Source organism: Stenotrophomonas sp., from assembly GCF_031995405.1.
GTDB lineage: Bacteria > Pseudomonadota > Gammaproteobacteria > Xanthomonadales > Xanthomonadaceae > Stenotrophomonas.
Window position 1 is genome coordinate 1 of record NZ_DAMAGC010000121.1, and the last position, 12641, is coordinate 12641.

Consider the following 12641-nt stretch of genomic DNA (forward strand, 5'->3'; position numbering starts at 1 on the left):
GGCCGCAGGCCGACGCCGGGGGCGTCGCCGGAAAGGGCATGGGGGCCCAGCGCCCAACCCACCCACCGCCGCGCCGGAAAAGATTCAGGGCGCGCTTCGTTCTTGTCCAGCACATGGGCGAAGACCCCAAAAAAAAGGGCGCCCGAGGGCGCCCTTCTCACTTCATTACCGCCGTAGATTCAGCGCCAGACCTTGATCTGGTCATTGTCCACGCGCTGCATCGGCTGGCCCGGCTTGCAGCTGAAGGTCGCGCCGAACGCCGGCAGGTTGGACAGCGCGCCGTTGGTGCGCCAGCGACCCGGGGCGAGGATGTCCGAGGTCAGGCGCTGGGCGGCTTCGTTGGGCGACAGCTGCTGCGGCCACAGGCTGGCCCAGGCGCGGAAGAAGCCCTGCTGCGCGGCCGGCTTGGCCGTCGGCTCCACGGCCTTGTAGGCCTCCCAGGCCAGTTCCACACCGGCCAGGTCGGCCAGGTTCTCTTCGCGGGTGAGTTCGCCATTGACCTTGGCACCCTTCACGCCCGGGAAGTCGTAGCCGCTGTACTGCGCGGCCACGCGGTTGCCGAGCAGCGTCCAGGCGGTCTTGTCGGCCGGCTGCCACCAGCTGCGCAGCTCGCCCTTGGCATCCACCAGCGCGCCCTTGGCATCGATGGCACGGGTCAGCTCGTGGGCAACCAGCGCGCCGTAGCTGCCGTACTTGTCGGCGCTGTCGGCCTTGGCATTGAACACCGGGCTCTGCAGCACCGCCGCGGTGACGATCAGGCGGTTCTGCGCGATGTCATAGGCCAGAGCCGGCTGCTGCGGCAGCACGTCCCAGCGACGGTCGGCGTTGCCCTTGCCGATCCGCTTCATTTCTTCGCGGTGGCGCCAGGTCGAGGCGATCAGCATGTTGCCGCCGAAGCTGCCGCGGCCCATCGGCTGCACGCTGTAATCCAGGTCGCGCAGCGGCGTGCCGATCTCGATTTTCAGCGCGGCCAGCTTGGCCTGCGCCTCGGTCTTGGCTTCGGCGCTCATCCAGGTGCTGCGCTTGACCGCATCGATCTGCACTTCGCGGATCTTGTCGACGATCACCGCGGCCTGGCGGCGGTCATCGGCCGACAGGTAGCGGCTGGCGTACTCGCGGCCGAGCATCGGGCCGGCGGCGACGTTGATCGCGTCCAGGGTCTGCTCCCAGCGCGCCGGGGCGATGGTCTCGCCGCGGATCACGCGACCACGGAATTCGAACTCGGCATCGCGGTAGGCCTTGGACAGGTAGGGCGCCATCGCATCGCCCACGCGCCAGCGCAGGTAAGCCTTCCACTGGTCCGGCTTGATCCTGGTGACCATGCCGTCGAGCTGCTTGAACAGCGCCGGGTCGGCCAGCGAGACCAGGTCATCGTTGACGCCCTGCACCTTCAAAAACGCATCCAGCTGCAGGTTGCGGTAGCGGCTGGTGAGGTCCTTGGTGGAAATCGGGGCGTAGTTGTTGAACGGGTTGTTGATGCCGGCCAGCGACTGCGCGTTGCGCGCCAGCTCGGTTTCCAGCGCGATGACCGCCTGCGACTCTTCATCCAGCTTGGCCGCCGGGGTGCCGGTGAGGGCCAGGATCTGCTTGACGTAGGTGCGGTAGCGGCCCATCAGCGCGACGGTGTCGGCATCGGTGCGGGTGTAGAACGCCGGGTCCGGCAGGCCCATGCCGCCCTGCATGAAGTAGCCGATGTGGCGGTCCAGTGCCTTGAGGTCCACGTCCGGGGCGAAGTTGAAGGCCACCGGGATGCCGACCTGGTGCAGGGCGGCGATCGAGGCCGGGACGTCCTTGGCCTTCTTGATCGCGTTGATGCGGGTCAGCAGCGGAGCGATCGGGTTGGAACCGTCGGCTTCGATGGCCGCTTCATCCAGGCCGCTGGCCCAGAAGTCGCCGAGCAGCTTCTGCACGTTCCCCTGCGGGGTCTTCATCGATGCATCGAGCAGCTCGCGCTGCTGCTGGCGGGTCCGGTCGGCCAGCTGCCCCAGGGCGGTGGTGGCGCCGGTCTGCGGCACCGGGTTGGCCTTGAGCCAGTTGGCGTTGGTGGCATCGTAGAAGTCGCTGCACTGCGCGCTGACCGCCGGCGGACGCGCGGCCTTCTTCTTCGGCGCAGCGTGCGCATCGTGTGCGATGACCAGGGAGGCCAGGCTCAGGCCCAGGGCAATGGCGAGCGGACGGAGGTTGGACATGTAAAGCGAATCCAGTGTGGATTGGGATCGCGCGAGTGTACCAAGCAAAGCGAAAAGAGCGTGATGGGCGGCGACCCCAAAAAACAAAGGCCCGGGAAATCCCGGGCCTTTGCCTGCATCACATCACGCGGTGGCGCGATGGCTTACCAGATCACGACCTGCTGGTCGCCGGCGCGGACCATCGGCGAACCGGCCTTGCACTGGAACGCAGCGGCGAAGGTCGGCAGGTTCGACGGCGCGCCCATCGCGCGGAACTGCGCCGGGGCGTGCGGATCGGTGGCCAGGCGGACCTTGGCGTTCTCCGGGGTGTACTTGGTGCGCCACACGGTGGCCCAGTTGAAGTAGAAGCGCTGATCGCGGGTGAAGCCGTCGATCTTCGGATCTTCCTTGCCGGCCGTGGCCTTCTGCAGCGCGTCGTAGGCGGTCGCCACGCCGCCCAGATCGGCGATGTTCTCGCCCAGGGTCAGCTTGCCGTTGACGGCCTGGCCGTCCACCTTGTAGCCATCGAACTGCTTGACCAGCTTGTCGGTCAGGCCGCTGAAGTTCTTCTTGTCGGCCGGGCTCCACCAGTCTTCCATGTTGCCGGTCGGCCCGAAGCGGCTGCCCTGGTCATCGTAACCGTGGGTCATTTCGTGGCCGATGACCGCACCGATACCGCCGTAGTTGAGCGCGTCATCGGCCTTGGGATCGAAGAACGGCGGCTGCAGGATCGCGGCCGGGAACACGATCTCGTTCTGCAGCGGGTTGTAGTAGGCGTTGACCGTCTGCGGGGTCATGCCCCACTCGGTCTTGTCCACCGGCTTGCCGATCTTGGACAGGGCGAACTTGTAGTTGAACTCGTTGGCCGCGCGCACGTTGCCGAGGTAGCTGTCGCGACCGGTGGTCAGGCCGTTCCAGTCACGCCACTTGTCCGGGTAGCCGATCTTCGGGGTGAAGGTTTCCCACTTGGCGATCGCCTTGGCCTTGGTCTCATCGCTCATCCAGGTCAGGCCCTGGATGCGCTCCTTGAGCGCGGCGGCCAGGTTCTTGACCAGTTCTTCCATCTTGGCCTTGGCTTCCGGCGAGAAGGCGACCTTGACGTACAGCTGGCCGAACGCATCGCCGGCATCGTTTTCGATGGTACCCAGCACACGCTTCCAGCGCGGCTTCATTTCCTTCTGGCCGTTCAGGGTCTTGCCGTAGAAGTCGTAGTTTTCCTGCACGAACGCGTCGGCCAGGTACGGCGAGGCGCTGTCCACGGTGTGGAAGCGCAGGTAGGCGCGCCACACCGACGGATCGGTATCGCCCAGCGCCTTGCTCACTTCCTGGTGGAAGGAGGGGATGGCCAGGGAGAACTTCTCCGGCGCGGCGATGCCTTGGGCCTTGAAGAACTCGGTCCAGCTGAAGTTCGGGGTCAGCTTGTCGGCGTCGGCCACGCTGACCGGGTTGTAGAACAGCGAGACATCGCGCGACAGCTCGGCGCTGGACTTGGAGGCCTTGGCCAGGCGCGTTTCGAACTTGACCACGTCCGCGGCCTGCTTGGCGGCGTCGGCGGCGGCGACGCCGGACAGTTCCAGCACCTTGGCCACGTGGGCCTGGTAGGCCTTGAGCTTGTCGGCGTTCTTGGCGTCGGTGTAGTAAGTGGTGTCCGGCAGGCCCAGGCCACCCTGGCTGGCGTAGGCCAGGTTCATGCTGGAATTCTTGAAGTCCGCTTCCGGACCGAAGCCGAACAGCACGTTGTCGCCCTTGGCCGCGCTGGTGCGCAGGTAGGTGGCGATGGCGTCCTTGTCCTTGAGGCCGTCGATGGCGGTCAGGTCGGCCTTGAGCGGCTCGATGCCCTGGGCGTTGATCTTGGCTTCGTCCATGCCGGTGGCCCAGAAGTCGCCGACGATCTTCTCGATGCCGTTCGGGCTCTTGACCGCCGCGACCTGCTCGGCGAGCTGGTGCTGCACGGCGACCGAACGCTCGTCCAGGATGGTGAAGGCGCCCCAGCTGGTGCGGTCGGCCGGGATTTCATTGGCGGCCAGCCACTTGCTGTTGACGTAGTCGCCGAAGGCGCCGCAGGCGTCCATCGCGGTGTCCAGGTCGGACGGGTGGAAGGCGTTGTAGGCCGGCAGCTTGCTTTCGTCGAGCTTGTACTCGGTGGCCGCGGTGGTGGCGGCCGGCGCGGCGGCGGTGGAGGCCGCGGTGTCCGCTGCCGGGGTGTCTTTCTTGCCGCAGCCGACCAGCACGGCCGAAACGGCCAGGGTCAGCAGGACGATCTTGGGATTGCGGATCACGTTGGTTGGCCTCCAGGCCTGGAATGCATCGGGGGTGGCTCCCGGGGGGAGCCGTGGGCCAGACGATACGCCGCTGGCCGGGCCTGCAAGGGTGTCGAAGGTCATGGCTGTTGGCAAGCCGGCCCTTCGCGGCACTCCCCACCGTATCCGGCACGTTGCACCACCCGCCCCGGCAAAGACCGCTGGCGGGCGCGACAGACCGGTCCGCGCGGGTATATATAGCGGCATGACAAACCCTTCTGCGCAGACATGGGACGCGGTCATCATCGGCGCCGGCCACAATGGCCTGGTCTGTGCCGCCTATCTGGCACGTGCCGGGCGCCGGGTACTGGTGCTGGAGCGGCGCGGGGTAGTGGGCGGCGCGGCGGTGACCGAGGAATTCCATCCCGGCTTCCGCAACTCGGTGGCGTCCTACACGGTGTCGTTGCTGCAGCCCAAGGTCATCGCCGAGCTGGACCTGGCCGCGCACGGGCTGCGCGTGGTGCCCCGACGGATCAACAATTTCCTGCCGCTGGACGCGGGACAATATCTGTTGGCGGGCAGGGGGATCACCCAGGCCGAAGTACGTCGTTTTTCAGTGCGCGATGCCGAACGCCTGCCGCTGTATGAGCAGCGTCTGGACGTGTTCGCCGATGTGCTGCGCGCGCTGGCCCTGCAGGCACCGCCGAACATCGGCGAGGGTCACTGGCTGCAGCAGTTGCCCGCGCTGTGGCGGGCGGCGCGGCTGGGACGCCAGCTGCAGGCGCTCGATCCGGCGCTGCAGCAGGAACTGCTGGACCTGTTCACGATTTCCGCGGCGGAATACCTGGACCGCTGGTTCGAAAGCGATGCGATCAAGGCCCTGTTCGGTTTCGATGGCGTGGTCGGGAACTACGCCAGCCCGTATGCGGCCGGCACCGCCTACGTGCTGCTGCACCATGCGTTTGGAGAGAGCAACGGCGTCAAGGGCGCCTGGGGGCATGCGATCGGCGGCATGGGTGCGATCACCCAGGCGATGGCGCGTTCGGCGATCGCCGCCGGTGCCAGCATCCGGGTGGACGCGGGCGTGGCGTCCGTGCTTGTCGAGAACGGTCGGGCAGTCGGTGTTGAAACCCTGGATGGGCAGCGCATCCGTGCGCGTGCGGTGGTGGCCAACGTCAACCCGAAACTGCTGTACGAACAGCTGCTGGCACCAGAGCAGGTGCCCGTTGCCACCCGTGATCGCATGGCGCAGTGGCGCTGTGGGTCGGGGACGTTCCGGATGAACGTGGCGCTCTCGCGCCTGCCCGATTTCAGCGTGCTGCCGGGGCCGGGCGACCACCTGACCGCGGGCATCATCATCGCTCCGTCGCTGGATTACATGGATCGGGCGTGGCAGGACGCGCGCGCGCAGGGGTGGTCGCGCGAGCCGATCGTGGAGATGCTCATTCCAAGCACGCTCGACGATTCGCTGGCACCGCCCGGGCAGCACGTGGCCAGCCTGTTCTGCCAGCACGTGGCCCCGCAGCTGCCCGAGGGGCGCAGCTGGGACGATCATCGCGAAGAGGTTGCGGACCTGATGATCGCCACGGTAGAGAAGCACGCGCCGGGCTTCGCAGCCTCGGTGCTGGGTCGGCAGGTGTTGAGCCCGCTGGATCTGGAGCGGATCTTCGGCCTGATCGGCGGCGACATTTTCCACGGCGCACTGAGTCTCAACCAGTTGTTCAGTGCGCGGCCGATGCTGGGGCAGGCGGAGTATCGCGGGGCGTTGCCGGGGTTGTTCCTGTGCGGCTCCGGCGCGCATCCCGGGGGCGGGGTGACCGGCGCGCCGGGACACAATGCCGCGCAGGTGATCCTGCGCGGGTGAGTGGCGTGCGCCTCCGTCGCTGCGAAGGCAGGGTCAGGGTTCAACGTCGCGCTGCACGCCAGGCTGCAGATCGTCGGTCTGCGGCTCGCGTGCGTTGGGGTCCGGCGCGACCACGGGAATACGGGTCCTGCGATCGGTCTCCGGCGTGACCTGGGTGGCTTCGCCCACGTTGACCGTGGCCACGCGCGGCTTGGCCCAGATCGCGTCGTGCCACTGCTGATACTTGTCCGGATCCCAGTAACGATCGTCGTAGAACTTGCTGCCGTCGATTTCTTCCGGGCCTGCCGGGCCGGGCACCACGATCCGCAGGTTGCCCTGGAAGCCAGTGCGACTGCCGGTGACATTGCGGCGTTCGCGGCGCAAGGCCAGCGCGATGCGCGGCTTGGCCGCGGCGTCGCCGAAGCGGGCATAGACGGCTTCACCCTGCGCGACGGCCTGTTCGCGCTGCTGCGGGGTCAGCGCGGCCCAATAGCGTTCGCGCAGCTCGACAAACCCCTGGTAGCCACGCTCGGCGGCCAGATCCATCCAGGCGTAGGCCAGGGCGCGGTCGGCGGCAGTGCCGGTGCCGTTCCAGAGCATCTCGGCCACCATTGCCTGTGACGGCTTGTCGGCGTAGAAGGCCGCGCGCTGGAAGAACTTGAGCGCCGCTTCCTGGTCGCCGGCCGCCCGCTTCTCCATGCCCAGCAGGCGGAAGCGCAGGTCCGGGTGTCCACTGAGAAAACCAGCGGTGATCATCAATGGATCGGCGGTGGGATCGGCGGGGAGCGCCGCAGTGGGTTTTTTCCCGGCGGCGTGGCCAGCGACGGGAAGCAGGGCCAGCATCGGCACCAGCAGGGGGAGTGTCCAGGGTTTCATGCGGAGGTTCCTTGTGAATGTCTCGCCGTTTGTTCCATCTTGCTCAGGGCGCCGCAACGGCCGACAGCGGCATGCTTGATGATGACCTCTCGAGCGCCGGGGAGTTCCCCTGTCGGCCCCCGGCAGGCGGGGGCCGACACGCCCGGTCACTCCTTCGCGGCCGGCGTACCGAGGTGGCGGGAGAAGAAGTCCAGCATGTTGGTGTACAGGTTCACCCGGGCCGGCACGCCGTAGAAGCCGTGCATTTCACCGGACTGGATGATCACGCCTTCCGGCGGGTTGCCTGCGTCGGTGAGCGCCTTGGCCATCAGTTCAGTCTGCTCGGGCACCGCGCGGACATCGCGTGCGCCGGCCGCCAGGAACACCGGGATCTTTACTTCGCCGGCACGCCGCGCAGGCGAGACCTTGTTCCATTCGGCGACGTCGGTGCCGTGGGTGCGGCGCAGGTAGCGCAGGCCAGACTCGCGCTGCGGGATATCGCCCTTCTTGAACAGCATGTCCACGTCGTAGACGCCGACGTAGCCAAAGGCGCACTTGAACATCCCCGGCGCACGAATCGGGGCCATCAACGATGAGTAGCCGCCGAAACTGCCGCCGTAGATGCAGATGCGGTCCTTGTCGGCGTAGCCGTTGTTGATCGCCCAGTGGGTAGCGTCGATGATGTCGTTCTGGATGCCATCTGCCCACTGCTTGTGGCCAGAATCCTGGAAGCCCTTTCCGTAGCCACCGGAGCCGCGGAAGTTGATCTGCAGGACGGCATAGCCCCGGCTGGCCAGCAACTGGGTCTCGCCGGAGTAGCGCCAATTGTCGCGCGGCCCGATCGGACCGCCGTGCGGATTGACGATCAGGGGCAGGTTCTTGCCGCTGGACCCCTGCGGCAGGGTGAGATAGGCGTACACCTGCTTGCCATCGCGTGCGGTGAAGTTGAACGGTTTGACGCTGGCAAGGCGTTTCTTGTCCAGGTGCGGCGCGCGCTGCATCAGGAACCGCGCCTTGCCGGTATCGCGGTCGAACAGATACAGCTCACCCGGATTGGCGTCGCTGTAAACCGAGACGATGATCTTCTTTCCATCCTCGGTATGGCTGGAGAAATCGACCATTTCGCCCTCGAACGAGCCGGCCAGCGAGGCATACAGATCCGCGTCGGGGTGCGCTTCGTCGATCAGCGTCACCTTGGGTGCGCCCGCTTCGGTGACAACGGCAAGCAGGGTCTTGTCGTCGGTCGACCAGATGTAGTCCGACACCTCGGCCACCTTGTCCTGGAACAGGGCGGTGAACTCACCCGTCGCGGTATCCAGGGTGCCGATCGCGCCAGGTGCCTTGTCATCGCTCTGGGTGACGAACACGCGCCCATCGGCGGTCGTGCGCTCCACCCAGAGGTGCTTGCCGCCGGACTTGGACGCATTCACCAATACCCAGTCGCGACCGTCGCGCCGGTACAGTTCGGTACTTTTATCGTACTCGCCTTCCTCGTTGCGGCTGGAGGAGCACACGGCGAAGCGGGGTTCCTTGCCGGCATCGAGGGCGATGCTGCAGTCGTCCTTCGGCGCTCGCGCCAGCACGGTGCGACGGCCGGTGATGGTGTCCACCTGCACCACCTGGGTGCCGGCGCCTTCGGCCGAGCGCGGGTAGCGCGACTGCATGATGACGTTGCGGTCATCGCTCTTGAGCGTGTCCAGCAGGCTGAACGATTCCGCGCCCACGGTCTTGCCACGCTGGGTGGCGTCGCGGGTGCCGTAGAAGATCACCGGCACCGCCTGCGATCCATCGGCATTCACCGCGAACCACTCGCCGGTGGCGAACGGCTGGGCGTAGCCGCCGATCTTCTTGACTGCGTTGAACATGATGCGGTTGGGCGAAATCCAGTAGAACGCACCCACGCTCTTCTTGTCCGGCAGCTGGTTGACCTTCATGACCGCCAGGTCGCTGGTGCGCATGATCGTCAGCACGTCCTGGTCGCCGTGGTCCATGCTGATGGCCAGGTAGTCGCCGTTGGGCGAAATACGCACGTTGCCGTAGCTGGGGTGCTTGACGAAATCCTCGACCGAATAGGTCGGTGCAGCCAACGCGGAGCCTGCGAAGAGGAAGGACAGCAGCAGCGCGGCCGATTGCAGTTTTTTCATTGAATTTCCTTGGTCCTGGGCCTGGATGCCGTGTCGCCGCGGTGCGGTGGCACGGTGCAGTGTTCTGGAGGAGACGATCGTCTGGACGCGTCCCTGCCGACGTACAAACACGAAGCCCGGCATGTGCCGGGCTTCGTGATGGAACCAATGACCGACTATCAGAAGCGATAGGACAGGCTGATGTAGTAGCGACGACCCAGCGGATCGGCGCCGATCAGCGGATTGAAGTACGGGTAGGCCGTATCGGTCGGGTCACGACGGAAGGTGTTGTTGGTCAGGTTGACGACGGTGAAATCTGCCGTCACGTTCGGACCGAACTTCTTGGTGAGCTGCAGGTTGTACAGGCTGTACGGCCCCAGGCGCTGGGTCTGGGCACGGTTCCAGTTGGACCCGTAGCGGGTGCTGAACAGCGTTGCGCCCCACTCGTTCTTCGACCAGCTCAGGCTGCCACGGAAGCGGCTGCGCTGGCTCCAGTCGAAATCGGGCAGATCGCGGTAGTCGATCAGCTCGTCGTCGTCGTTCTCCTGGTACTTGTTGGTCAGCATCAGGGAGTAGCCCAGATCCAGGCCGAACCGGCCCAGGCGGTCGGTGTCCAGACGGTACTTGTACGTCGCGTCGATGCCGCTGGTCTCGACCAGTGCGGTATTGATGTACGCGGTGTTCAGGCGCTGGATCCGACCGTCAAGCGTGGTGCCCGGGGCACTGGTACGGGTGATGAGGCTGGTCAGGTTCTGGCAGAAGGTCGAATCCATGCCGAACGGGAACGGCGAACCATCCGGCGCACGCCCAGGCGGCAGTTGGCTTCGTTCTGCAGGAGGTAGGTCGAGCTCAGCTGCGAGGCAGCGTCCTCCAGGCGGATCTTGTAGTAGTCCACCGACATCGACATGCCGTCCACGATGTCCCACACGAAACCGGCGCCCCACGACTTGCCTTCTTCTTCCTTCAGCTTCGGGTTGCCCGCGGTCAGCGACTGCGCCTGGTAGTAGGTGATGTCGGTGGTGCGGTTGCACTGGGCGCGGGTGCGGCCCGGGGTGCCGGCCGGCTGGCCCAGGCCGGTGCCCGAACGGCAGCTGTAGTCGTCGACGATGTTCGAGTACGACGCGGCACCTTCGGCGTACACCAGCTGCATGTCCGGCGCGCGGAAGCTGGTGGCGTAGGAGGCACGGACCAGCAGGTTGCTGAACGGACGCCATTCCAGACCGGCGTTCCAGGTCTTTGCATCGTCGACGGCGGTGATGTCGTCGTACTTGTCGTAGCGGCCTGCGATGTTCATCGACAGGTTGCTGAAGATCGGGATGCGGAACTCGGTACCGAGTGCGTAGCGGTCGCGCGAGCCGTGGGTTTCACCGGAGCTGGTCAGGTTGAAGATCGTCTGGCCATCGAGCGGACGCAGCTGGTTGGTGCGCGGATCGCTGCTCAGGTCGGTGGTCTGGCGCACGGCTTCGATGACACCGGCGAACCCGACGGCACCGGCCGGGAGTTCGAACAGGTCGCCGCTGATGTTGAAGTTGGCCGTCGCCGAGGTGGACTCGGCTTCATTCTTCACGCGGGTCGCGAACGAACGGTAGATTTCCGGCGTGATCGGCGAGTTCCAGCGCGACTGGTCGAGCGCGTAGATCGGATAGTTGTCGGTGGTGTAACCCTGCAGCGGACCCAGGAAGTAGTCGTGGACCGGCTTGGCCAGCAGGCGCGGGCGATCGGCGGTGTACTCGTACTTGCCGTAGTTGGCACTGGCTTCCCAGTCGAAGCGATCGGCGATGGTGCCGGTGATGCCGACGGTGACGTCGAAGCTCTTCTCGTCGTAGTTGGTGCTGGCAGCTTCATTGCCGCCCAGTTCGAACGGATTGAACACGCGCTGCAGCTGGATGATGTCGCGCAGGTTGGAGTCGTAGTACGCCCCGGTCGTCGCGCCGCTGCGGTTGGAGGTGAAGCGGTCGCTGGAGGTGGCCCAGAACTCGGTGCCGCTGCTGGACTTGGCTTCGGTCTTGTAGAAATTGACGCTGCCGAAGCCCTGCAGGGTATCGGTGAAGTCGAACGTGCCGTAAGCGTAGCCGTTGAAGTTCTGGTTCTTGTTCTGGATCGACCGCGACGCGGGCTGGGTGTAGCTGCCGCAGTAGGTGCCACGGGTGGCGGTGGTCACGGTGGTGTAGCCGAACGCATCGCACGCCTGCGCGTCGTAGAGCGAGTTGAAGTTGCGGGTGTGGCCATTGCGCCCGGCGACGCTCAGGGCCGCCAGCGACAGGCTCGGGTTCACGGCCAGGCCGATTTCGTTCTGGCGGGTGTCGGCCAGGAAGTCACGCTGGCTGGCGAATACCGGCTCGTTGGCCTGGTACTGCAGGGCGTAGGTGGCGCTCCAGCGGTCGCCGGTCTTGCCGCCGGTGTACTCGACGTTGACGCTGTCGCCGCCGCCTTCCTCGGTGGTGCCGGTGGTCAGCTTGATCTGCTGGCCGTCATAGTTCTTGCGCAGCACGATGTTGACCACGCCGGCAACCGCGTCCGAGCCATAGATCGCCGAGGCGCCGCCGGTCAGGATTTCCACGCGCTCGACGATCGAGCTTGGAATGGCCTTGATGTTGACCACGTTGTTGTCGCGGTTGTACGGCTGCGGGTACTGGGCCGGACGACGGCCGTTGATCAGGGTCAGGGTATAGCCCGGGCCCAGGTTGCGCAGGTTGACCACCTGGGCATTCGGCGTGAAGCCGCCGGCATTCAGGTCGCCGGTGAAGGAGCTGGTGGTGTTCTGGGTCAGGGTCTGCAGCATGTCGCCGACGGACTGGAAACCTTCGCGGTCGATGTCGGCGCGGGTGATCACCGTCACCGGGGCCGGGCCTTCGACTTCAGCGCGCTTGATGCGCGAACCCACCACGGACACGCGGTCCAGGTTGACGGCGTTCTTGCCACCGACCTCGTTGCCGGCTTCCTGTGCGAACGCCGGAGCGACGGCCGAAACGACCAGCGCCGATGCCAGCGCAAAGCTCAGCGGGTTGCGGCTGAGCAGCGTGCGATTTGCCATGAATAGTTCCCCTTGAAATCAGTTCTGTGCGCCGAGTGTCTGGTGAGGGGCGATCGCCCGGCTCGGACACCTTTGCTCCCGACGGGCTGCAACTGCTGCCCCCTGTAATCAGCTTCACAAGCCGATGACTCGAAGTTAACACGAGCTTAACTTGTGCTGTCAACTGTTCATCACAGCGTCATAAAGACACGATCGGCACATCCGGTGCCGCCGCCGAGAAATAACGATGGCGTGCGGCAAGCCATTGAATTTCATCAGTTTAGTTGCCATTGAAACAATGTGGCGGGTGATCGGGGCTGTCGCTCGCTGTCCTGAAGGACACGTTCGGCAGGACAGCTGGTGGTCAGCTTGACGTCTGATAACAAATGGCAATAAGGG

General features: G+C 65.7%; 7 protein-coding genes. 1 reads left to right on the forward strand and 6 read right to left on the reverse strand.

The features are described from left to right. Positions 1-179 precede the first annotated feature (179 nt). Complete coding sequence (locus RTO53_RS16570; protein ID WP_312238831.1) at positions 180-2189, reverse strand: M13 family metallopeptidase; 2010 nt, start codon at positions 2187-2189, stop codon at positions 180-182. A 143-nt stretch (positions 2190-2332) separates the two neighbouring features. Beyond that, on the reverse strand, positions 2333-4447 hold the full coding sequence (locus RTO53_RS16575; RefSeq protein WP_312238832.1) for a M13-type metalloendopeptidase: 2115 nt from the start codon (positions 4445-4447) through the stop codon (positions 2333-2335). 226 nt (positions 4448-4673) lie between these two features. Between RTO53_RS16575 and RTO53_RS16580 the strand changes: the two genes are divergently transcribed. Further along, entirely contained in the window at positions 4674-6272 is a 1599-nt protein-coding gene (locus tag RTO53_RS16580; RefSeq protein WP_312238833.1) for an NAD(P)/FAD-dependent oxidoreductase, read from the forward strand. Between the two features lie 33 nt (positions 6273-6305). Here RTO53_RS16580 and RTO53_RS16585 read toward each other — a convergent pair whose 3' ends face one another. The 4 genes from RTO53_RS16585 to RTO53_RS16600 all read right to left on the reverse strand — a co-directional run bounded on the left by RTO53_RS16585 (position 6306) and on the right by RTO53_RS16600 (position 12263). Continuing rightward, complete coding sequence (locus tag RTO53_RS16585) at positions 6306-7127, reverse strand: hypothetical protein (RefSeq protein WP_312238834.1); 822 nt, start codon at positions 7125-7127, stop codon at positions 6306-6308. A 146-nt stretch (positions 7128-7273) separates the two neighbouring features. Then, on the reverse strand, positions 7274-9250 hold the full coding sequence (locus tag RTO53_RS16590) for a prolyl oligopeptidase family serine peptidase (RefSeq protein ID WP_312238835.1): 1977 nt from the start codon (positions 9248-9250) through the stop codon (positions 7274-7276). 158 nt (positions 9251-9408) lie between these two features. Beyond that, positions 9409-10002 (reverse strand): TonB-dependent receptor, encoded by a 594-nt coding sequence (locus RTO53_RS16595; protein ID WP_312238836.1) that lies wholly within the window; start codon positions 10000-10002, stop codon positions 9409-9411. Further along, complete coding sequence (locus RTO53_RS16600; RefSeq protein WP_312238837.1) at positions 9975-12263, reverse strand: TonB-dependent receptor; 2289 nt, start codon at positions 12261-12263, stop codon at positions 9975-9977. Before RTO53_RS16600 ends, RTO53_RS16595 begins: the two co-directional genes overlap by 28 nt. Positions 12264-12641: the final 378 nt, after the last annotated feature.